Origin of the sequence: Oscillibacter sp. 1-3 (assembly GCF_000403435.2) — a bacterium.
Classification (GTDB): Bacteria; Bacillota; Clostridia; order Oscillospirales; family Oscillospiraceae; genus Oscillibacter.
In genome coordinates, this window is record NZ_KE159712.1 from 1 (window position 1) to 20,770 (window position 20,770).

At 57.4% G+C, this 20,770-nt stretch carries 20 protein-coding genes; 4 read left to right on the top strand and 16 right to left on the bottom strand.

What is annotated here, in order from left to right; translation table 11 throughout:
• Positions 1-239: 239 nt before the first annotated feature.
• The 9 genes from C816_RS22165 to C816_RS20300 all read right to left on the bottom strand — a co-directional run bounded on the left by C816_RS22165 (position 240) and on the right by C816_RS20300 (position 9,377).
• Positions 240-548: a hypothetical protein gene (locus C816_RS22165; protein ID WP_016324280.1), complete on the bottom strand. Its 309-nt coding sequence runs from the start codon at positions 546-548 to the stop codon at positions 240-242.
• A gap of 66 nt (positions 549-614) precedes the next feature.
• The gene (locus tag C816_RS22170) at positions 615-1,850 is read right to left on the bottom strand and encodes a TniQ family protein (protein WP_016324281.1); all 1,236 of its coding nucleotides are present in this window, start codon (positions 1,848-1,850) and stop codon (positions 615-617) included.
• A gap of 2 nt (positions 1,851-1,852) precedes the next feature.
• The gene (locus C816_RS20270) at positions 1,853-2,209 is read right to left on the bottom strand and encodes a hypothetical protein (protein WP_016324282.1); all 357 of its coding nucleotides are present in this window, start codon (positions 2,207-2,209) and stop codon (positions 1,853-1,855) included.
• Positions 2,187-3,539, bottom strand: coding sequence for an AAA family ATPase (locus tag C816_RS20275; protein ID WP_016324283.1), 1,353 nt, complete (start codon positions 3,537-3,539; stop codon positions 2,187-2,189). The genes C816_RS20270 and C816_RS20275 overlap by 23 nt, the downstream gene beginning before the upstream one ends.
• On the bottom strand, positions 3,536-5,284 hold the full coding sequence (locus C816_RS20280) for a Mu transposase C-terminal domain-containing protein (RefSeq protein WP_016324284.1): 1,749 nt from the start codon (positions 5,282-5,284) through the stop codon (positions 3,536-3,538). Before C816_RS20280 ends, C816_RS20275 begins: the two co-directional genes overlap by 4 nt.
• A 652-nt stretch (positions 5,285-5,936) precedes the next feature.
• A complete protein-coding gene (locus tag C816_RS20285) occupies positions 5,937-6,338 on the bottom strand; it encodes a PDDEXK family nuclease (protein WP_016324286.1) in 402 nt (133 codons plus the stop codon).
• An 867-nt stretch (positions 6,339-7,205) separates the two neighbouring features.
• Positions 7,206-8,123, bottom strand: coding sequence for a translation elongation factor Ts (gene tsf / locus C816_RS20290; protein WP_016324287.1), 918 nt, complete (start codon positions 8,121-8,123; stop codon positions 7,206-7,208).
• A 51-nt stretch (positions 8,124-8,174) separates the two neighbouring features.
• Complete coding sequence (rpsB, locus tag C816_RS20295; protein ID WP_016324288.1) at positions 8,175-8,903, bottom strand: 30S ribosomal protein S2; 729 nt, start codon at positions 8,901-8,903, stop codon at positions 8,175-8,177.
• Positions 8,904-9,092: 189 nt separating this feature from the next.
• A complete protein-coding gene (locus C816_RS20300; protein WP_016324289.1) occupies positions 9,093-9,377 on the bottom strand; it encodes a YlmC/YmxH family sporulation protein in 285 nt (94 codons plus the stop codon).
• A gap of 210 nt (positions 9,378-9,587) precedes the next feature.
• Here C816_RS20300 and sigG point away from each other — a divergent pair, with 210 nt between their 5' ends.
• Complete coding sequence (sigG, locus tag C816_RS20305; RefSeq protein WP_016324290.1) at positions 9,588-10,361, top strand: RNA polymerase sporulation sigma factor SigG; 774 nt, start codon at positions 9,588-9,590, stop codon at positions 10,359-10,361.
• Positions 10,362-10,410: 49 nt separating this feature from the next.
• On the opposite strand, the gene C816_RS20310 is transcribed toward sigG, so the two are convergent.
• Together C816_RS20310 and C816_RS23200 are read right to left on the bottom strand one after the other, a co-directional pair.
• On the bottom strand, positions 10,411-11,166 hold the full coding sequence (locus tag C816_RS20310) for a helix-turn-helix domain-containing protein (protein ID WP_016324291.1): 756 nt from the start codon (positions 11,164-11,166) through the stop codon (positions 10,411-10,413).
• A 173-nt stretch (positions 11,167-11,339) separates the two neighbouring features.
• The gene (locus C816_RS23200) at positions 11,340-11,987 is read right to left on the bottom strand and encodes a Crp/Fnr family transcriptional regulator (protein ID WP_196803674.1); all 648 of its coding nucleotides are present in this window, start codon (positions 11,985-11,987) and stop codon (positions 11,340-11,342) included.
• 165 nt (positions 11,988-12,152) lie between these two features.
• Here C816_RS23200 and C816_RS20320 point away from each other — a divergent pair, with 165 nt between their 5' ends.
• Together C816_RS20320 and C816_RS20325 are read left to right on the top strand one after the other, a co-directional pair.
• Positions 12,153-12,947: an alpha/beta fold hydrolase gene (locus C816_RS20320; protein WP_016324293.1), complete on the top strand. Its 795-nt coding sequence runs from the start codon at positions 12,153-12,155 to the stop codon at positions 12,945-12,947.
• 24 nt (positions 12,948-12,971) lie between these two features.
• A complete protein-coding gene (locus C816_RS20325; protein WP_016324294.1) occupies positions 12,972-13,865 on the top strand; it encodes an NAD(P)-dependent oxidoreductase in 894 nt (297 codons plus the stop codon).
• 212 nt (positions 13,866-14,077) lie between these two features.
• On the opposite strand, the gene C816_RS20330 is transcribed toward C816_RS20325, so the two are convergent.
• On the bottom strand, positions 14,078-15,094 hold the full coding sequence (locus C816_RS20330) for a hypothetical protein (protein ID WP_016324295.1): 1,017 nt from the start codon (positions 15,092-15,094) through the stop codon (positions 14,078-14,080).
• Positions 15,069-15,542, bottom strand: a complete 474-nt coding sequence (locus C816_RS20335) for an RNA polymerase sigma factor (protein WP_016324296.1) — start codon at positions 15,540-15,542, stop codon at positions 15,069-15,071. The genes C816_RS20330 and C816_RS20335 overlap by 26 nt, the downstream gene beginning before the upstream one ends.
• Before the next feature lie 214 nt (positions 15,543-15,756).
• Between C816_RS20335 and C816_RS20340 the strand changes: the two genes are divergently transcribed.
• The gene (locus C816_RS20340; protein ID WP_016324297.1) at positions 15,757-16,551 is read left to right on the top strand and encodes a helix-turn-helix domain-containing protein; all 795 of its coding nucleotides are present in this window, start codon (positions 15,757-15,759) and stop codon (positions 16,549-16,551) included.
• A 380-nt stretch (positions 16,552-16,931) separates the two neighbouring features.
• On the opposite strand, the gene C816_RS20345 is transcribed toward C816_RS20340, so the two are convergent.
• Genes C816_RS20345 through mltG form a run of 3 tightly spaced genes read right to left on the bottom strand, consistent with a single transcriptional unit; the run spans position 16,932 to position 20,746 of the window.
• Positions 16,932-18,329 (bottom strand): NAD(P)/FAD-dependent oxidoreductase, encoded by a 1,398-nt coding sequence (locus C816_RS20345; RefSeq protein ID WP_016324298.1) that lies wholly within the window; start codon positions 18,327-18,329, stop codon positions 16,932-16,934.
• A 25-nt stretch (positions 18,330-18,354) separates the two neighbouring features.
• Positions 18,355-19,584, bottom strand: coding sequence for a peptidase U32 family protein (locus C816_RS20350; RefSeq protein WP_016324299.1), 1,230 nt, complete (start codon positions 19,582-19,584; stop codon positions 18,355-18,357).
• A complete protein-coding gene (gene mltG / locus C816_RS20355; RefSeq protein ID WP_016324300.1) occupies positions 19,574-20,746 on the bottom strand; it encodes an endolytic transglycosylase MltG in 1,173 nt (390 codons plus the stop codon). Before mltG ends, C816_RS20350 begins: the two co-directional genes overlap by 11 nt.
• Between the last annotated feature and the right edge of the window lie 24 nt (positions 20,747-20,770).

Below are 20,770 nucleotides of genomic sequence, written 5' to 3' on the forward strand. Positions count from 1 at the left end.
CTGAGGCGGACCTGATGGCGCTTCGCCACCTTTGGTGAGCATCCGCAGCAGCTCCGCGCAAAACCGGGAATCCCGCAGACTGACATCCAGCAGGGCCGCCGTCAGCTTTTGTTTCATTTTCATAGACCCCCTTTTTTCTGCTCATGAAAATGCCCCGTGCTGTATCGGGCCAGGGCACATTTTTTATTCATTGCCCCCCTTTTCTCTTTTGTCTAAAATTCTCCCGGAAACAGGCCGTGTCAGGCTTTCACCAAAGCTGTGTAAAGGTCCAGGCCGTCATCCTCCATCCGCTGAACGGTCTTCTCCCCGAAGTCCTCCGGAGGCAGCGGCGCGTCCTTATCCAGCTCATAGCCAAGCCAGCAGCCCCGGTTGATTTCCCATGCCATCTCATCAATGGACATGAACTCGCGGCATGGCGCAAAGTCCATCAGCTCCTCCATGCGCTCCGGGCCGATGCACGCCGCCACCTCGCGCACCGGGAGCCATGCCTGCCATGCAAGATGCGCAACGCATCGCGCAACGATTTCTGCTTTCTCATACTGATTCATGTTCAACAACTCCTTTCATTTACCAACACTTCTTTATCATTCTGCTATTTATCACTAAGCCTGTTTTTAGCTATCACCGCTCCCTTCTTTTTGGTTTGCATCAATATACGCCATAACACATTGACGAATGAAATGACTGTCATAGCGATATCCGCTTTTTCGGAGGGCCTGTTTGAACCGTGCAAATTCCTCGTCATTCAGTGCAAAGGAAAACCGATGCCTCCCTAATTCTGCACACTCACCTCCCATCTGCCGCCAGAATGGCTCTAAATGATACTTCTTCAAAAGAATGTTCAACTGTGACGGCGTTACAGAGAGTTGTTCCAATACCTGCTTTTTAGTCAGGTGCGTACCGCTGCATTGAAGGACTTTTAATTCATCTGCATAGTGGTCTGAAACCGGCCTGTCGCTGAAAACTGTTTCCGAAGAAACGCCTGCGAAAGACTGCAATAAGGCATACCGCTCTGGAGATGCTGTCCCCCATTTGCAGGCCCGATTGATAATACAGACATCCCCAAAGATATCCTCCATCACCTCCGGGCTGTAATAGTCAGCCATATCCTGATAAAGCCGTTTTGCATCCAGGATGACATTGGGGCTGTGATTTTGAATGACGCCGTAGCCCATGTTGGACAGACAAGCGGCAATGTGGTTATGATTTTCCGCAATAGCTGGTTTTAGAGGCAAAGTCTCATATTCCCATAGAATGGAGGCGACTGTCCTCTGCCAGAGAGGAATATCTTTGCATTTATCCAAACAGAGAACCTGGGCTTCTAATGGATAAAATGTGTAACCTAAGTGGGAAGGCTGTATTTCTTCCAAAACATAGAGACTGCATTTGTGATTTGGGCAGATTTTCAAAAAAGGAATTTGATGTTCGATGTGCCAATAGGCCTCTCCATAAATGGCACGGTCCTCTTCCGCACATTGAGGGCAATACCGTGGCCGCCACTTCGAGAGATTAGCTGAGCGCCTCAGGCTGGTGATTGTCGGAGTTTCCCCCAGGCAGGCTTTTTCGAGTAAGGCAGTCTTTTTTTCTGCCAGGAAAAATCTTGTGTAGTACGGGAACAGTGTGTTTTGAGTAATGACAGCTTCAGGAAGAAGCCAATCGGATGGCAGCTGTTCAATTACCTGTCGGATGGTACTGTTAGGAAATATAGAACTGATAGCAGCAGTAATCCGGCCTGGGAACAGTTCTCGAATTGTAGTCTGCTGTTTGATGTTCCCGGAGCGGACATGATACCGGCACAGGACGCTGTACCACCACTCTCCTGGGTAGGGCATCGGGAAATAAGTCAGCATCGTTACGTATCATCCGCCAAATAAGACATGGCATAGCCGTAAACCATCTGGAATTGCAGTACGGCCCGAGCCTTTGCCTCATCCAAGGTTCGGAAGGCTCTCACAAAGGAATCAGAGCCGGAGCGAACACGTTCAAAGAGTACATACAACTCCACTCCCTCCAACATACAGCCCCGTTCATCCTCTTTGTACTGAAGGAGAATAGTATAATACCGGCCCCCGCTGCCATCGGGAAGCTCCAGGCAGGCCGCATAGCCCATCAAACCATTCCCCGGCATATTATTGGGATACAGCGGCTTCCACTCCATGTCCTCCGGCTTGAGGGCCTTCGCGTACTCAACCATCTTCTGAAGCTCCATTTTCATCCTCTCTTTCTTTTCCCAAAAGATTGAACCGTGCCAAATGCTCCAGCATATCCGCCCCGGCCTTGAACGCGGCCAGAAGGTCCTGTTCCTCCCGAACGGCAGCCTTTCGGCCCCGTTTTTTAGCGTAAAGCCGCTTCCTCTCGACGGGCTTGCAGCCCGCCTTCTTGCAGCCCGCCATGAGGCCGGCCGGGGACTTGCAGCTCTCCTCAGCAGGCTGGATAGGCTGAAAGCCTATCGGGGGAAAGTCCGAGAGATAGGTGCCGCCCGCATAGGTTTTCGGAACCTTTATTGCCAGAATGTTGATTGCCTGCTGCATTATCTTCGCATCGATACATGGCCGGCCCATCAGAAAAGCCTGGGCCTGACTCTCCTGGAATATCTTCACGATATATGCCGGGATGCCGCCGGACCAGTCATAGAGCTTGTTGGCCAGGGCCTCCGTCAGCTCCGCCCGCTCCGGTGTCAGCTGGTACTGCCATAGCAGCTTCAGGAAATTCCGGTAAACCCCATCCGGCTTCAAGGGCAGGAGGCGGATGCCCCGGGTCCGGCGCTTCAGGTGCTCCTGGCTGGTGAACAGCTCCTCTGCCTGCGGCGTCCCTACAAAGAAAACCCCTGTGCAGGTGTCGTTGGTCAGCTCCACCAGGAACTTTATCAGCGGCTTCACCTGCTTGTTCTTTTGGGCTGTCACAACGGCGTTCTGTATCTCATCCACCAAAATCAGCCCCACATGGTGGGTCATGCAGAGGATTTTTACCTGCGCCGCAATCGCCGAAGCCGCCGCAGAACGGAGGGCGGTCAGCTGATGCAGATAGTTTGAGCCAATGGCCCGGTCCAGCGCCGCCACCAGATTCAGAGCCAGCGTCTTCACGGAGCAATCCGAAGGGCACTCCACTCTCAGATATAATACCTGCTTGCAGAAGAACGGCTGGCCCTCAAAGTCCGTATGCTCAATCACCTGGGGCATGGTGTCCAGGCAGCGGCGGATAGTAGAGGTCTTTCCAATGCCGGGGACGCCTAAAACAGAGCCGGCCGCCGCTTGTGTCGCGCAGCAGGTCCCGGCATCTCCCCGGAAAAGAGCGTTTGTCTGCCGGATGCCTTCCAATACGGTTCGTGTCGTGTAGGTCGTCCGAATTGCCCGGTAAAGCTGGTCGTACAGGGTGTACATATAATCCATGGGGATAAAGATGCTGGAGAGCAATGCCAGCCCCTCCAAAGAGGGCGCGGCTGGCAGCGGCGGCAGGCTCTGGACTGCCTGCGTCAGTTCTTGCGGCGCCAGCATTTTCGGCATGGCCGTCAGAAGGGGATTGCCCAAATCCTTATTCACTCCTGCCGCCTCCTTTCCGCCTCTTTCACAATTTTCTGAATCCCCTGAATTGTCTGGATGCTGGCTTGAGTCTCTGCCGCCTTTGCCTGTTTCCGGGCCTGCCGCTCCTGCTCCCGGCAAATCTCCGCTTCCGCCTGGGAGAGGCCCTGGTACTGCTGCTGGTTCGGGGCCAGGGGAATCCGGGAATCACGGTCTTTACCAATGAGGAAAACCGCGCTGAGGTCCAGGGTGTCATAGGCCAGAGTGTAGGTATCTCCAACATACAGGCCGTCCATGTTCTGCGGAACATAGGATAAAGCATGAAGCCGGAACCCCTTGCGAGTCAGTTTGACTTCCTCCCGGGGGAGAGACAGGACATGGAGTTCTTTGGAAGGGACATCCTGTACCTTCCAAACGGTGGCAGAGGTGGTGGCTGAACCGGTGGCGGAACCGGTGGCTGAAAGCCACCTCATGGCTTTCAGCCATACTTGGGCGGGTGTCATTCCGCTTTGAAGAACCCGTCCGCTGTTCAGGTAGATGACACATTGGATGACAATTTGGGTAAATTCCTCCAACGTCAGAACCGCCTGGCTCCGGTAATCTACAGCCCACCGCTCCTGGGCATCCGGTTCGATTACCCCCTTTCCACGGAGGAGCGGCTTGTATCGCTGCTGGAGCAAATCGAAGGCTTTTTCTACCAGGCCCTTTCCGTCTGGGCGGAACGGCGGCTGAATCAGCAGCTCCACTCCATACCGCCGGCAAAGCTCCTCCATCCGGGAACCGGTAAATTCCCGCCCTTTATCCGTGATGATTTCGCTGGGAAGCCCCTGGGAGGGCCACTGCTCCGGCTGGATTTCGATACCGTATTTCCGGCAGAAGTCCACCTTGCCGCAGGCCGCGTTTTCCAGACAGGCCATGACCGCCCGCTCTCCGGCCTCATAACCGACATAGATTCCGGCAATCAGCTGGGTAGCGGAATCAACCGCCATGTAAATCTGCGGCCTGCCCACGATGCTGCTCCGGTCCAGGCTGGATACCAGGTAAAGGTCTCCCTGCGTGGCGTCCATCTGGTAGCTCCCCGGGCTTTCCCGCCAGCGGGAGGCCGAACCAAACGCCGGGCGGCAATTCCGCTGATAGTGGGAGAGACCGTCACGGGCAATGATTTTCTGCGGCTGCTTGTGGTAATTATGGGCGTAGAAGTAGTGCTGGAAGCTGGACCAGGTAGGCGCATCTGGCAGCAGGATGCCCTTGGCATCCGTGTATTTTTGAACCAGCATCATTTCATATGCCGCACGGAGGGAAAGCTTTTTTGCGGAAAAGTAGAAGGTGCGAATCGCCCAGTCATAGACCTTGTTTTCAGATGGTTCCCGCCGTCTCTCCTGCATGAGTTTCCCAGTGGCGAGATAGCGGTAATAGAGCCGGAGGATTCTCCGGGAAGTGGTGCCGTTCCGCCCGGCGGTCTCCTTGGCGAGGGCTGAGCGGTATGCCTTGTCCGTGATGCAGCGTGAATCGCCTAAAAGAAGCTGAATCAGGCGCAGGCGTTTGACCTGCCCTGGACTCATGAGGCTTTCAGCCTCATGGGGGCTAAGAGCCTCATGGGGGCAAAGGGCCTCAGTGAGGCTGGAAGCCTCAAGGGGGTTAAAAGCCTCAATTTGAGCCACAAAGAAGGGCTCGGCCGGAGCTTGGCAGGATATCAGCCAGGCCCCCGCATCCTCCTGGAGCAGAACATGGAAAACCTCCCCGTTCCGCTCCACATACCGGTTCATGATTTCACCTCGCTTTTGTTGGATTGAACCCCAGCAATGGGGAAATTTCATAGTCGCTTCGGTAGTAGAAATAGTAGGGTTTTAGGCCGTCATCAATGCAAATGACTTCCCCTGGCCGCACATCCAGTCCGGGTATGATTTGTGATAGGCATTCCTCCTTAACGCTCGTGTAAAATTGCTTTGCGGTCAGCCCGGTGGGCACCTCCGTGCGTGGGCAATAGTGATTGCTTATTGGGCAAGGGTGTCTTCTGTTATCCTGACGCAAAAGAAATTCCAGCCACTCGCTTTCTTCATCCTTGAAGCCAAAGACGCGGCAAACAGCAGGGGAGAGCCGCCTGGGGCACCACTTGGGAGTCTTGAATTTGGGAGCGGAGCGTGGAAACCGCTTCGGCTTTCGTCTGGGAAATCCGGAACAGTATCTTGTGGCGTTCAGGGTATGACTTCCAACTGTTTGATAAAAGGGACATTCCTGGCAGGTAGGGTCGTAGAATTTCATGGCATTGTCTCCCTTGGGCCCAGATACTGGCAGATAATCGGCGACTCCGGCTCCCCATACGGCTGGATAGTCGCATGAGGCTGGGTAGTCATCCGAGACTGTGCTGCTGCTATTACAAAAAGAATGAGAGCGGCCAGAGCAAAGAACCCGATGATGCTAAAGGCTTTTCTTATAATCCACCACCTCGACTTTCCATTCCACCGGATGGCTAAAAGCCACCCCCATCCAGTACCGCCGGGAGAGTTCTAACCGCTCGATTATCGCCTGCTTTTTCAAGTCCTCCAGCCGTACCAACTCCCGGACAGCCTGTTTTCCGTCTGTGTAGACCAGGTGAAAATCTGAAACCCAGGCCGTTTTGAAGTAGAGCGGACGGATGCCCCAGGGGTCTATCTGGTCTGTCAGCTCCAAGGGTACACAGGCTTCATAAGCGGCTACCCAAAGACGGTCCTCCAGATACCGAGCATAGGCAAGCGCCTGCTCACTATGGAGACAAATCATCTTCTGATTTTTTTGACTGAAAAAGCGATACTCGCGGGCTTTGAGATTTGCTTTCTCCATGAATCCTCCTCTGACGGTATCGGACTGCGGGACGCCGCATTGCCCACTTTTGGGGATTTCTCTTTTGCACAAAAGGAAAAGTCCCCGCTCTGTGCCGGTTATGCCCACTGCCCGATACTGCCCGGAATTAGAATTAGCTTGAGCTTTTTTGATTTACCTCGCGTTTTTTGAGTTTCATTTCCGCAGCTTTTAGAATTAGCTTGAGCTTTTTGCAGTTGGCTCGTCTAATTGCCACGGTCACATTTAGACTGCACATCCCCCCTATATACGGATTTTTGCTGGTTTTCAGTACAAATTTGCTGTTTCCCCCCCATAGAAGTGGAAGCTCGAATTAAATTGAGCTATTCCAAAAAGCTCATGTTAATTCCAATTAGTTTGAGCTACTCTGTTCTTCTCCCTTTTATTTCGCTCTCTTTCTCCCTCTTATCTTGGCCCAGCACGCGGCTTTCAGCACGCGGCTTTCAGCCGCAAGGGGCCTTCAGCGCACGACTTTCAGCCGTATAGATAAGAGAAAAATCAGAAATCACGGTTTTCGGCCGTGTAAACCGTAGTGTTTTCTCCTGGCAGGTACAGCAGCCATGGACTTCGGCTGTATTGCGGGCCAGGCAGGGTTTTCAGCAGGGAAAAAGAAGAAAAAAGTCAGAAAACCAGGCCATTTCGGCGATATATTCAAATATGGCTGCGGCTAAAAGTCACAAGAGAAAGCAAGAAAAGGCCCGGGGCAACAAGTCGTTACCTCGGACCTTTGTGGCTGCACACAGCGTTCAGCTGCAAGCCACTTGCGGCTGAACGCCGTATGCTGAAAGCCATGTGTGGTCATTTTATTTGGGACACTCTGTCCGTTTTGCGGGGGTGGGGGACAAACAATCAGCCCTTCACCATGGAGGCGATCTCCTCGGCGAAGTTCTCCTGCTTCTTCTCAATGCCCTCGCCCTTCTCAAAACGCACAGCGTCCTTGAAGGTGATGGTGCCGCCCAGGGACTTGGCGGCGGCGGCCAGGTACTTCTCCACGGTCAGGTCCCCGTCCTTCACAAACTCCTGCTGGAGCAGGCAGTTCTCGGTGTAGAACTTGTGCAGCTTGCCCAGGACAATCTTCTCCCGGACCTGCTCAGGCTTGGAGGCCATCTTGGGATCATTCTCCATCTGGGCCATCATGATCTTCTTCTCCTCGTCCAGGACGTCCTGGGTCACCTGGGCCTTATCCCAGAAACGGGGATTCAGCGCGGCAATCTGCATGGCCACATCCTTGCCGGCCTCTTCCACCTTTTCGGCGGGCAGGTCGGTGTCCAGATTCACCAGCACGCCGATCTTGCCGCCGGCGTGGACATAGGGAACGCAGACGCCGCCCTCAAAGCGGGCGAAGCGGCGGACCTTGATGTTCTCACCGATGACCAGCACCATCTCCTGCTGCTGCTGGAGTACGGTCAGGTCAGTGCCGTTGTACTTGCACTCCATCAGAGCGTCCAGGTCGGCGGGATTCGCCGCGGCCACAGTGGCGGCCACACCCTTGACGAAGTCCACAAACTTCTCGTTCTTGCCCACGAAGTCGGTCTCGGCATTGACCTCCACCACGACGCCCACGCCGTTTACAACGGCAGCATAGGCCATGCCCTCGGCGGCAATGCGGTCAGCCTTCTTCACAGAGGCGGCCAGGCCCTTCTCGCGCAGGTACTCGATGGCCTTGTCCATATCGCCGTCAGAGGCGGCCAGAGCCTTCTTGCAGTCCATCATGCCCACGCCGGTCTTCTCGCGCAGGTTCTTTACGTCAGCAGCTGTAAAAGCCATTTTATTGTTCCTCCACTCTATAATAAATCACAAGCGCAGTCCAGAGCCGGATTACTCGGCGTCAGCCTTCTCGGGCTCCTCAGTCTGCTCGCCCTGCTTGCCCTCCAGCACGGCGTTGGCCATGATGGAAGAGATCAGCTTGATGGCGCGGATAGCGTCGTCGTTGCCGGGGATGACGTAGTCGATCTCGTCGGGGTCGCAGTTGGTATCGGCAATGGCCACCACGGGGATGCCCAGCTTGTGGGCCTCGGCAATGGCGTTGCGCTCCTTGCGGGTATCCACGATAAAGAGGGCGCCGGGCAGGCGCTTCATCTCCTTCACGCCGCCCAGGTACTTCTCCAGCTTGGCGATCTCGCCCATGTGCTTCATGACTTCCTTCTTGGGCAGCATGTCAAAGGTGCCGTCCTCCTGCATGGTTTTCAGCTGGTTCAGCCGATCCACACGGGTGCGCATGGTCTTGAAGTTGGTCATCATGCCGCCCAGCCAGCGGGCGTTGACGAAGTACTGGCCGCAGCGGTTGGCCTCCTCGCGGATGGCGTCCTGGGCCTGCTTCTTGGTGCCCACGAACAGCAGGGCCTGACCGCTCTCGGAGAGCTGGCGGACGAAGTTGTAGGCCTCCTCCAGCTTGCGCACAGTCTTCTGCAGGTCCACAATGTAGATGCCGTTGCGCTCGGTGTAGATATAGGGAGCCATCTTGGGGTTCCACCGGCGGGTCTGGTGACCGAAGTGGACGCCCGCCTCCAGCAGGGCCTTCATGGATACGACGCTAGAATTTGCCATAGTGTTTGTTTCCTCCAAATCTGATTTAGTTTGACCTCCGGCGGCTTCAGCCTCCCCGCTAACCCGAGACGGGCACAGGCGGGAAGTCCACGCGCCGTGCGGAATGCTGAAATATGATACCACATTAAAATACAGAATGCAAGTATTTTTTCCCAAAACCGCTGGAAAATATGCCGCACATCCAGGGCCTCAACACCTTCTCCGGCGCTTTTTCTCCAGATTTGGGTCCCGGCGCTGGAAGGGCTTGTCGATCAGGATAATGTCGTCCCCGATGCGCTGGATGCAATCCCAGGGAATGTAAAACTCCTCTCCCCTGCCGAACAGGCCGAAAAACAGCTTCGGCCCGCTGACCACAATGGCCACCACCTGTCCCTCCGGCACTTTAATATCAACGTCGGAGACAAAACCCAAGCGGCACCCGTCGCAGATGTTGATGACCTCCTTGCGCTGCAAACCTCGAATCCTGCACTGCATGACGCCCACCTCCCCTTAGACCCTGTGCCCACAGAAGTTCATACTGTCTATGAATACAGGCTCTTCAACCTATGCGGCGTACAGAATGTCCCATGCCTGCCCCTGGTCCACAAAGCGACAAAACCTCCCAGTATAGGAAAAAACGCCGGGGGAAATACTGAGTGCAGGTTATTTCACCACATAAAAAAGACAGTGGAGGAATCCGGTTTTATGCAGGGAAAAGTAGAGATCGCGGGGGTCAACACCTCCAAGCTCAAGGTCCTGAAAAACGAGGAGACCATGGCGCTGCTGCGCCGGACCAAGGAGGGGGACCAGGAGGCCCGCCGCCAGCTGATTGAGGGAAACCTCCGTCTGGTGCTGTCCGTGATCCAGCGGTTCTCAGGCCGGGGCGAAAACGCCGACGACCTCTTTCAGGTGGGCTGTGTGGGCCTCATCAAGGCCATTGACAATTTCGACATCACCCAGCCGGTACGGTTTTCCACCTACGGCGTACCCATGATTATCGGCGAGATCCGGCGCTACCTCCGGGACAACAGCGCCATCCGGGTGACCCGCAGCATGCGGGACACGGCCTACCGGGTGCTCCAGGTCCGGGACCGGCTGCTGGCGGAGTCCCAGCGGGAGCCCACGGTGGAACAGATCGCCAAAGAGCTGGACATCCCCCGGGAGGACGTGGTGTTCGCCATGGACGCCATTATGGACCCGGTGTCCCTCTATGACCCGGTATACTCCGACAACGGCGGGGACACGCTCTGCGTCATGGACCAGGTGCGGGACACCAAGAACACCGACGAAAATTGGACGGACCGCATCGCCCTGAAGGACGCCATGAAGCGGCTGGACGACCGGGAGCGGCGGATTTTGTCCCTGCGGTTTTACGAGGGCAAGACCCAGATGGAGGTCTCCGCCGAGGTGGGCATCTCCCAGGCCCAGGTCTCCCGGCTGGAGAAAGGCGCCATCAACACGATTAAAAAAAATATCTAAGCCTGAACGGAGGGCCGGCGAAACACCGGCCCTCCGTTCACTGTGTTCACTATTTAATATTTGCCCCAAGCACCGCCAGAAACTGCAGCAGGGGCCGCCACAGACCCGGGTGGTGCTCCAGCAGGAACGACTCCGCCTGCGCCCTTGTCAATCCGTCGCCCCAGAGGAGGACATGGCTTCCAACGGCGTTATAACCCACGGCGGTTTCTCCCACCGCAGCCACACCTATGGCGATCTTCCCTCCCAGGGCCGTCACACCTCCGGCACACCACAGGCCCAGAGCCACGGGGCCAAAGGCCGCCAGTCCAAAGGCCAGACACCCCAGTGCAAGAAGCCCCGCGCTGATGACCCCAATACTGACGACGCCAACACTCATTATTCCCAGGGACAGCACCCCCACGGCAATGTTGCCGATGGCTATGATCCCCCTGGCCGCATCCCTGAGCCGCATTTGATTGCCGCTGAGCCGGATCGACACCAGCGGCAGGCCCCGGATTTTCGTTTTGCTGTCCCAAGACCAGACCCGGAAAAGGCGGGAGATCTCCTCCACCTGCGCCTCCAGCTTTGCCGTGGAGGCAGACTGGCCCGCAGGGCGGTCCTGCTCCTCCAGACAGTCCTTCACCAGATAGTCCACACTGACGCGAAACAGCTCCGACAGCGCCACCAGCTTGGCAAGCTCCGGCTGCGCCGCGCCGCTCTCCCATTTGCTCACCGACTGCCGGGTCACGCCCAGCCGCTCCGCCAGCTGCTCCTGGGAGAATCCCTCCCTCCGGCGCAGGTCCGCCAGCTTCTTTGAAAAGTTCATCCGGTATTCCACCTTTCTGTTTGATGGGCTTATCGTATGCCAACGGGCGGAAAAAGACAAGAACGCGGCGGTTGGAAGTTTGTCAACCACAGGTTGCATACGTTGGGGCGCAGGCTGTACAGGGGTTCTCTCCTGGCCCTGTCCACCGCTGAAAGTGAAAGCATTCCCCGCACTCAATAAAATTCCCGCTTTCCAAACAGCGCCCGCAGGCGCTCCCGGTCCAGTACACGGATGGAACGGTAGCCCTGGCACACCAATCCCTCCTCCTCAAATTTTCGTATCAGGTTGGAGACGCTCACCCGGCTCATCCCCGTCACCGCCGCGATCTGCTCTTGGGTATAGCGTACCACCGTATGCGCATTCCCCGTGTTGGAGAAGAGAAAACAAGCCAGCTTCGCGCTGTTTTGAATGAACTGCGCATAGAATATCCAGCTGGACAGCAGCTCGATCTTTTTCATAAACAACGCCAGCAGCTCAGCCCAGTTTTCCCGCTCCGCGGCACAGGCCCGCAGCAGCGTGTCCAGATCCATGCTGTACATCAGCGAGTCTGCTGCAGCGTCTGCGCAGACGATCCGGACAGCGGGGCGGCCCACAGCCTCTTCTCCCACCAGATTGCCCTTTTCCACAAAACACAATGTCCGCTCTATACCGTCCGGATACAACAGATATGCCCGCACTTTGCCGCGCTCCAGAAAATACAGCTCCCGGGCGGGACTGTCTTTCAGAAAAATCTGCTGTCCGGCGCAAAATCGCCGGGGAAGTCCATACTGGCGGAACAGATCCGGAATATAGCGCATCGCGTTTGCCTCTTTTGCCTTCACAAAGCCGCCTCCCCGCAAACCGCACAAAATTGCCCTTCTATATTTATACACTATATATAAACTTTCCAACTTTGTAAAGCATTTTACAATTTTATTCAGGAATTTATTGAAAAATAAGAGCAGATCATCCAACGGGCAGATAAAACGATCAGGAGGAATGACAGCATGGCAGCCTTTACAACAAATGACGGCGTCTCCATCCACTATGAGGTTCAGGGCACGGGAAAGCCCTTGGTCCTGCTCCACGGCTGGGATCAAAGCGGAAAGGCCTTTTGCAACAACATCTCCGCGTTGGCGGAAAAATACCAGGTCGTCACGGTTGACCTGCGGGGCCATGGCGAATCCGGCAAACCCTCCTATGGCTACCGGATTTCCCGGCTGGCCATGGACGTAAAGCAGCTTCTGGATACCCTGGAACTGGAGGAGGTCTCTCTTCTGGGCTGGTTCATGGGCTGCTCGGTAGTCTGGAGCTACTGGGACCTGTTCCGAGGCGACCGGCTGAGTAAACTGATCCTGGTAGACGAGCCTCCCCTGTGCCTAATCAACTCCAGCAACCCGGACGGCTTCTCCAACAACTCCGACCTGGAGGACCTGAAGGAGGCGCTGCTGAAGGACACCGTCAACGCCACAAAGGGCTTTGTGGACATGATGCTGTACACGCCGGAGGGAAAGGCGCGGTACAGCCAGCAGACCCTTGAAGAAAGCCTGAAATTCCCAGCCAGGGAGTGCGCACATCTCTTGCTGAACCACGTTTACACTGACTGGCGCGACGTAATCCCCACCATCACCCTCCCCACTCTGGTCATCGCCGCCAAAAACAGCCATGTAAAGGTGTCGAACAACCAGTGGACACACGCTCACATCGCCAATTCCCAGTTCAGGCTGTTTGAAACCGCCCACATGATGTTCATGGAGGAAGCCGGCGCGTTCAATGCGGCGCTAATGGAATTTATCGGCTGAGGCCGGAAAGGTTGGAGATCACTTATGAAACAAATCGGTTTTCTGGGGCTGGGCGTAATGGGGCTGCCCATGGCCATCAATCTTGTGAAAAGGTCCGGCTGCTCCGTGCTGGGTTACGATGTGCTTCCCGGACAGATGGATGCCTTTCGGGCGGCGGGCGGCGCTGCCGCAGGGGACCCAGCGGAAATTTATCAATCCTGTGACATTATTTTTCAAATTCTGCCCACACACCCGATCATCATCCACTCCGTGGAGCAGGCGATCCAATATGGAAAACCCGGCAGAATTGTGGCGGACCTCTCTTCCACCGCGCCGGACATTATCCTGGATCTCTTCCAAAAGGCGCAGGCAGCGGGAATGTCCCTGGTAGACGCCCCTGTCAGCGGCGGAAACCCCATGGCTGAGGCCGGAACGCTGGCGATCATGGCCGGCGGTGAACGGGATGCTTTTGAGACTATAAAACCGCTGCTGTCCTGCATGGGTACACCCGTATATACCGGAGGCTCCGCCAGCGGCAGCGTGACAAAGCTGGTAAACAATATGATCGGCGGCGCAGTCCTTACGGCCATTGCCGAGGGCTATGCGTTCGCGGCCAAGGCCGGAATCGATCTCCAGACGACATTTGACGCCACCCGAGGCGGTTTTGCCGGAGGACCGCTTTACGACAACAAGGTCCCGAAACTGATCCGCCGGGATTATAAGCCCGGCGCCAGAATTGCCGTTCACCGCAAGGATATTCTCAACGCCAAGCACTATGCCCACCGGCTGGGGGTGGACCTGCCCATAACCGACGTGGTACTCCACGTTATGGACTGGATGGCGGACAACGGCCATATTGATGAAGACCAGATCGCCATGGTCAAGTATTATGAAGAGAAGATGGGTGTAACGGTGGGCCAGGATTCCAAATCCAATTGAGACACGCATCCAGCGCAAAGAGCGGAGGCCGGCAGCCTCCGCTCTTTCACCTAGGCCTTGTTTGAAAAAAGTCAAAACGCCCAAACGGTGGATCTTTTTCCGCCACTCTGTGTTAAATTTTCTTGCCGGGCGTCAGCCCGCCTGCGAAAATTTGCCTTGATTGGCGAAAACATCTCTCGCCGTTGGGCATTCCGCCATTTTTCAAACATGACCTAGTCCGCTTCCAGCGGGATTATGGCATCACCCCAGCGGACAGCGGCCGCCTGCTCTATGTTGACGGGCGTATCAAAAGGTCCGTACGCCTCGCTCCAGTCCTCCCCTGCGCTGCCCACGCTATTTGCCAGCGAGACCTCGCTGCCGTCCTTCATCACAACAGCCAGCTCCGCACTGGGCCAGACACCCTCCACAGGATCGGACCAGCTGTAGCGAATCCGCATCCCGAGGGGCGAAATGCGCAGATACTCCAGGGTCATCGTCCCGCAGTCCTCGCTCTCCACTGTCACACCGGCAACATCCGGCGTCCTGCTCTCCACGCCGCCGGAGTGGGCGCCGATGTTGAAGTCCCAGCTGCCGGTAAGGACCGGGGTATACACCTTATCGGGAGACTGGACCCACAATCCGGGGATATGGAGGATCTTGTCGGTCCCGTCGGAGAAGTCCACACCCTCGGCAGGCCAGAGCCGGAGAACTGCCGTGAGGACGTTGTCCTCCCCGGTGCGGGGCATCCACGCAAACTCCCTGTTGTTATAGAGCTCCTGCCCGTCTCCGTCCATCAGAGAGATCTTCTCTCCCGGCACATCACCAAAGAGCTGATAATATCCTTTCTCCTCGCCGTAGTCCGGCAGGACTGTGCCTTCCGGGGCCCGGATCTCCAGCATCAGATAGTAGAAGTCCCGGTCTCCGAAAGCCGCTAAAGGCGTCATCACGGTCCCATTGCTCTCCGCCGCCGGAAGCGTCTCCGGCGTGGCGCTGAGGCTGTCGATGACCGCCTGCTGGCCCTCGTCCAAATGCCCGAAGTACCGCTCCCACAACGGCCCCGCCGCAGCAGCCGCCGTGCCAACCAGCACCGCCGCGGCGATGGCCACCGCCATCATCTTCCGGGGCCATCGCACACTCCGGCGGCCTCTCTCAGCGCTCTGCGCCCTCATCAGCTGCTCCGCCAGCGCCGCCCGGCCCTCCGCCGTATAGCGGATCCGGTCCAGCTCATTCCGATAAGCACTGTTGTCCATACATACCTCCCAGCATAATTTTCAGCTTCTGCTTTCCCCGGTAGAGGTAGGTGCTCACCTGCGGGGCCCTGCAGCCCATCAGGTCCGCGATCTCCTCCACCTCGTACTCCTCGTAATACCGCAGGTACACCGCCTGCCGGTATTTCTCCGGCAGTGCCTGCACCGCCCGCAGCACTGGGCTGTCCTCCACTTCCGGCAGCTCCACCGCCGCCTCCCCAGCGCTCTCCAGCGGTACGCGGCGGCGGGCCCAGGCGGACTTTTTCAGATCCTTGCAGCAGTTCACCGCCACGCGGAGCACCCAGGCCCTCTCCTGTTCCTCCCCGTCAAAGCGGCGGGGACTGGTCAGCAGTTTCAGCAGCACGGTCTGGCTGACATCCTGGGCGTCCTGCATACTGCCTGTCCAGGTATAACCGATGCGCAGTACCGTATCCGCCCAGCGGGCCACCATATCCTCGGCCTCCTGGCGGGAATATGAAATCTGTTCCGTAGTATCATCTCCTTTTGATTGGCGCCTTTCACTGATAAAACGAAATGATGCGGATCAATCTGACAGATTTGGCAGAAAAATCTCCCCGCAACTGCCCGGTTGCGCAGCTCGGTTGGTGGACGCTACCGCCCCGCCCTGCTATAATTGCCTCAATACAAACGAGGAGGAAGCGCCTATGAGCATTGCCGAGATCATCAAATCAGCCCGGGAGGTCCGGGGCATGTCCCAGGAGGACCTGGCGGAGAGACTGGAGGTCAGCCGTCAGGCGGTGAGCAAGTGGGAACTGGGGACGTCTGTGCCAACACCGGAGAACCTGAAAATTCTGGAGGAGGTCCTGGCGGTCACGTTTGAGACAGGGGAAAACTCTGCTGTCCCTGCCATGCCGCGAAGACTGCATCCGTGGAAAATCGCCGCCATCGCCTTGGGCGGGCTGATGCTGGCGGCGCTTGCGTCCATCGGCCTGTATTTTTCTATGCCCAATCCGGAGCAATCCCCTGCGGACCTGGAACCCGCCATCACCGGCGTCTGGTTCTTTGATGAGGCAGGCGCCCCCCTGGAACCGGACCTGGGGGACGGCTGGAAGAGCTTTGCCGTGGGTCAGCGGGTCTACCTGCTGGTGAGCTTCCGTCAGGACGCGGAGGCCAGTGTCTACGGCGCTGCGCTATACGCAACCCCCACTGGAACGGAAACCTATGACTGCCGGGAACAACTGGCGGTACAGGCGGTCGGTGACTGCCCCTTCGCCCTCTTCCCACTGGACTTTCCATCGGAGACTATGGTTCACCTGGATGTGACATTGGAATGCAGCGGCGGGCATACTATCACGCAAACCCTGAATGTGACGGCAGTCGCCGCCAGTGAGACGGGCAGTGAGAATTATGAATTTGAAAATTTCATGGAGGTGCCTGCGGAGGGATCAGCGGTCGGTGAAACGCTCGTTGATTTTTGTATTTTTTCAGTACGCGGATGAGAGGACCCGTAAAATAATAAGGCCAAGCCAATCGCCAAAGTGCATACAGCAAATATCAAAATTCCTGACAACCAGGCCGGCCCCTGCAGGAAATGCGCCGGGGCCGCCGCACCCGGCGGCCTGGTGCTCACAATTTTGAAGACCGCTATAGATGGCAGGGAAAGAACGCGGTTATTATGAGAGCGCAAGGTCTTCTGACTCAGCGGGAATTTTCCCGTCAAGCCGTGTGCGGCGGCTATTGATACAGCTTCAAGAGCCTGTTTACATAAGACAAACTTGCAAATTTCCAGGCAAATTTCGCACTAAGCCGTGGGTTTGGACTTATGTAAAAGGCTTAAAATAAGCGGGAACGGCCCTTCCCAGGCCGTTCCCGCTTATTTTTATCCCTCTTCCGCGATCTTCCGTCCCATCAAAACACCCATAATGGAGGCCATCATCAGTCCCCGGGTCCAGCCAGAGCTGTCCCCTAGACAGTGGAGGCCCTGGAGGCTGGTGTTGAAATCCGTGTCCATCTTCACCCGGTTGGAGTAGAATTTCAGCTCTGGAGAATACAGCAGCGTCTCTGTGGCGGCAAAGCCCGGCACCACATAATCCATGGCCTTAATGAAGCCGATGATGTTAATCATGGACCGGTAGGGCATGGCGGCGGTGATGTCCCCGGCCACGGCGTCAGGCAGCGTGGGCCGGATGTTGGACTGGGCCAGCTCCTTCTCCCAGGTGCGCTTGCCGTCCAGGATGTCGCCGAACCGCTGGACCAGAATGTGGCCGTTGGCCAGCATATTGGTCAGCTCGCCCACCTTCTGGGCGTAGGCAATGGGCTGGTTGAAGGGGACGCTGAAATTGTGGGAACAGAGAATGGAGAGGTTTGTGTTGTCGCTTTTCATCTCTTTATAGGAGTGGCCGTTGACTACCGCCAGGTTGTTGTCGTAGTTCTCCTGGCTGACAAAGCCGCCGGGATTCTGGCAGAAAGTGCGCACCTTGTTCTTGAAGGGCTGGGGATAGCCCACCAGCTTGGACTCATACAGCACCCGGTTCACGGTCTCCATGATCTCGTTGCGGACCTCCACCCGAACGCCGATGTCCACGGTGCCGGGGGCATGGGCGATGTTGTGCTCGGCACAGAGCTTCTCCAGCCAGTCCGCCCCGCGGCGGCCGGTGGCCACAACGGTATGCCTGGCGCAGATCTCCAGGTCCGTCTTCCCGTCAGAAATCCGCACGCCCTTGCAGACGTCGTTCTCCAAAATCAGGTTGCTGCACTCATAGCCGAAGTACATCTCTACCCCGTTTTCCTGGAGGAACCGTTCGATGGCCAGATAGATGGCCTGGGCCTTCTCGGTACCCATGTGGCGGATGGGGCAGTCCACCAGCTTGAGGCCCGCCTGAATGGCCCGGCGTCGGATCTCCTTCCGCTCCTCCTCGTGCTCCAACCCCTCGATGTGGGTGTCCGCGCCGAACTCCAGGTAGATCTTGTCAGCGTAGTTGATGGTCTCCTGAGCCAGGTCTGGGCCGATGAGATTAGGCAGGTCGCCGCCCACCTCATAGCTCAGCGACAGCTTTCCGTCGGAAAAGGCGCCGGCGCCGGAAAAACCGGTGGTGATGTGGCAGTAGGGCTTGCAGTTCACACACTTGCGGGTCTGGGCCTTTGGGCAGCGGCGATTCTCCACGCTCTGTCCCTTCTCCACCATGACGATTTTCTGACGGCTGCCCTTCTTTAGCATCTCCAGGGCCGTAAAGATCCCGGCAGGGCCCGCTCCGACGATGACAACATCTGCTTTCATAGCTGTCTCTCCTTCTGTTTTCTATTCACTTCGCTGATAACTCTACCCCATGTCGCACCAATGTCATAGGCGGCACCGCCCGGGGCAGCTTCACACAGAGGCGCATCTGGGGCGTCCGGGGCTCCTCCACAATCTCTCCCGCCTCGCTTCGCATCTCCGGCGCCGTCATGGAGAAGGGGCGAAGATCCGGGCCTACCAGCTCCACGGTGTCTCCGGTGCGGAATTTATTCCGCAGGGACAGCACCGCGTTTCCCTCCCCGTCGCAGTCCACCACAACGGCGGTCACCTGCCAATCCCGGATATAGCGGGAGTTTTCATAGTACTGCCCCGGCGGGCCGTAGAAAAAGCCGGTGGCGTAGGGCCGGTGGCTGACGTGCTCCACCTCGTCCCTCCACACGGGGTCCGGGGGCTCCCCCGCCGCCGCAGCGTCCAAACAGTGGCGGTAGGCCCCGGTGACGATGGCGGCGTAATAGGCGGACTTGGCCCGCCCCTCGATTTTCAGACTGCTCAATCCAACGGCGCACAGATCATCCAGGTGGTCGATCATGCACATGTCCCGGGAATTCAGGATGTACGCGCCCTGGCCGTCCTCCTCAATGGGGAAGTATTCGCCGGGGCGCTTTTCCTCCATCAGAGCGTAGTGGTAGCGGCAGGGCTGCGCGCAGGCCCCCCGGCTGGAATCCCGCCCGGTCATATAGTTGCTGAGTAGGCACCGGCCGGAGTAGCTGACGCACATGGCTCCGTGAACGAAGGCCTCCAGCTCCAGATCCGGCGGCGTCCTCTCCCGAACGGCTCGGATCTCCTCCAGGCTCAGCTCCCGGGCCAGAATGACCCGGGAGGCCCCCAGGTCATGCCAGGCCCGGGCGGTCTCGTAGTTGCAGACGCTGGCCTGTGTGGAGACGTGCCGCCGGCACCGGGGAGCGTACCGCTCCGCCAGGGTAAACGTCCCCAGGTCCGCCGCGATCAGGGCGTCCACCCCGGCGTCGTTCAGCCGCTCCAGATGCTCCGGAAGGCGCGCGATCTCCTCATTGCGGGGCATGGTGTTGATGGTGCAGTGGACCCGGACGCCGTGGGCATGGGCGTAGTCCACCGCCCGGGGCAGATCCTCCGGGGTGAAGTTCCCGGCAAAGGCCCGCATACCAAATTCCGTGCCCGCCAGATACACGGCGTCCGCACCGTAGAGGACTGCCATTTTCAGCCGCTCCATGTCCCCTGCGGGAGCCAGCAGCTCCGGCTTTTTCTCCTTATCCGCCATACTGGTCGCTGTTGACAAAGTTCAGGAAGCTGTTGTAGTCGGTGAAATAGTGGTGCTTGTGATCCGTCCCCAGAGCGTAATAATAGTAGTCGCTGGAGGTAGGATACAGCGCTGCGTTAATGGAGGTCATGCCGGGGTTTGCAATGGGCGTAGGCGGCAGACCCGCGTATTTGCGCAGGTTGTAGGGGCTGTCCGTCTCCAAGTCCGCATTGGTGATGGCCCCCTCGTGGTCCGGCAGGGCGTAGAGCAGCGCGGCGTCAATCTGGAGCATTCCGTAGGTGCCCCGCTTGTCGCCGGGGCCGTTGAGGCGGTTGTAGATGACGGAGGCGATCATGGCCTGGTCTGTGCCGTCGGTCTCCCGTTCAATGAGGGAGGCGATGGTGACAATCTCCTTCATGCTGCGCCCAGAGGTCTCCAGCTCCTCCTGGACATCCTCGCCCATCATCTTCTGCTCAAAGTTCCTGATAAGCCGCTCCAGGGCGCTCTGGGGATTGTGGTTTACATAGAACTGATAGGTGTCCGGGAAGAGATAGCCCTCCAGACGGCTGATGTCCTCGGAGTCGTTATCGATGAAATCATAATTGAATTCCGCCGTCCTGGCGGCCTCCAGAAACTTCTCCTCCGTATTGACACCCTTCTCCGCCAGCAGGCGGATGATCTGCGCCACGGTGTAGCCCTCCGGAATGGTGACGTCCACCGTCTCCGCGCTCATGCTGCCGGAAGAGCTGCGCATCCCGGAGATCAGAGCATGATAGTCCATGTCGTTGTTCAGCCGATAGGTGCCGATGCCGATCTTGTCCTCAGCCTTGGTAAACTTGGCAAAGAGCTTGAAAAACCACTTGTACTGGATCAGCTCCGCCTCCTGGAGCTTGTCCGCCACAGTGTCCAGGGTGTCATCGGCGGAGATCTCCACCGTCACCTCCATCTTTGCCCCCCGGTTGAAGGCGCACAGGTCCGACGCCAGCAGCCATCCCACGCCGGCCATGGTGGCCGAGGCGGCCACCACAATCAGCACATAGAGAATCACCGCCAGCAGCGGGTTCATGCGCCGCCGCTTCTTCCGGCGGCGGGCGCTCTGGTTTTGTTGGGGACGGTCCGCCTGGCCGCGGCGCACCTGAGCGGCATCCCAGCTGGCGGTATCTCCCTTTCTAAAATCTGCCATTGAAACCTCCATACCCGGCGCCCG

What these genes read in the sequence shown, in the direction of transcription:
- C816_RS20280 (WP_016324284.1), bottom strand. Translation starts at nt 5,284, where the DNA reads ATGAACCGGTATGTGGAGCGGAACGGGGAGGTTTTCCATGTTCTGCTC.
- C816_RS20345 (WP_016324298.1), bottom strand. Translation starts at nt 18,329, where the DNA reads ATGAAAGCAGATGTTGTCATCGTCGGAGCGGGCCCTGCCGGGATCTTT.
- rpsB (WP_016324288.1), bottom strand. Translation starts at nt 8,903, where the DNA reads ATGGCAAATTCTAGCGTCGTATCCATGAAGGCCCTGCTGGAGGCGGGC.
- C816_RS22165 (WP_016324280.1), bottom strand. Translation starts at nt 548, where the DNA reads ATGAATCAGTATGAGAAAGCAGAAATCGTTGCGCGATGCGTTGCGCAT.
- C816_RS22170 (WP_016324281.1), bottom strand. Translation starts at nt 1,850, where the DNA reads ATGCTGACTTATTTCCCGATGCCCTACCCAGGAGAGTGGTGGTACAGC.
- C816_RS20330 (WP_016324295.1), bottom strand. Translation starts at nt 15,094, where the DNA reads ATGGACAACAGTGCTTATCGGAATGAGCTGGACCGGATCCGCTATACG.
- C816_RS20350 (WP_016324299.1), bottom strand. Translation starts at nt 19,584, where the DNA reads ATGGCGGATAAGGAGAAAAAGCCGGAGCTGCTGGCTCCCGCAGGGGAC.
- C816_RS20310 (WP_016324291.1), bottom strand. Translation starts at nt 11,166, where the DNA reads ATGAACTTTTCAAAGAAGCTGGCGGACCTGCGCCGGAGGGAGGGATTC.
- C816_RS20285 (WP_016324286.1), bottom strand. Translation starts at nt 6,338, where the DNA reads ATGGAGAAAGCAAATCTCAAAGCCCGCGAGTATCGCTTTTTCAGTCAA.
- C816_RS20320 (WP_016324293.1), top strand. Translation starts at nt 12,153, where the DNA reads ATGGCAGCCTTTACAACAAATGACGGCGTCTCCATCCACTATGAGGTT.
- C816_RS20300 (WP_016324289.1), bottom strand. Translation starts at nt 9,377, where the DNA reads ATGCAGTGCAGGATTCGAGGTTTGCAGCGCAAGGAGGTCATCAACATC.
- sigG (WP_016324290.1), top strand. Translation starts at nt 9,588, where the DNA reads ATGCAGGGAAAAGTAGAGATCGCGGGGGTCAACACCTCCAAGCTCAAG.
- mltG (WP_016324300.1), bottom strand. Translation starts at nt 20,746, where the DNA reads ATGGCAGATTTTAGAAAGGGAGATACCGCCAGCTGGGATGCCGCTCAG.
- C816_RS20340 (WP_016324297.1), top strand. Translation starts at nt 15,757, where the DNA reads ATGAGCATTGCCGAGATCATCAAATCAGCCCGGGAGGTCCGGGGCATG.
- C816_RS20335 (WP_016324296.1), bottom strand. Translation starts at nt 15,542, where the DNA reads ATGGTGGCCCGCTGGGCGGATACGGTACTGCGCATCGGTTATACCTGG.
- C816_RS20325 (WP_016324294.1), top strand. Translation starts at nt 12,972, where the DNA reads ATGAAACAAATCGGTTTTCTGGGGCTGGGCGTAATGGGGCTGCCCATG.
- C816_RS20270 (WP_016324282.1), bottom strand. Translation starts at nt 2,209, where the DNA reads ATGGAGCTTCAGAAGATGGTTGAGTACGCGAAGGCCCTCAAGCCGGAG.
- tsf (WP_016324287.1), bottom strand. Translation starts at nt 8,123, where the DNA reads ATGGCTTTTACAGCTGCTGACGTAAAGAACCTGCGCGAGAAGACCGGC.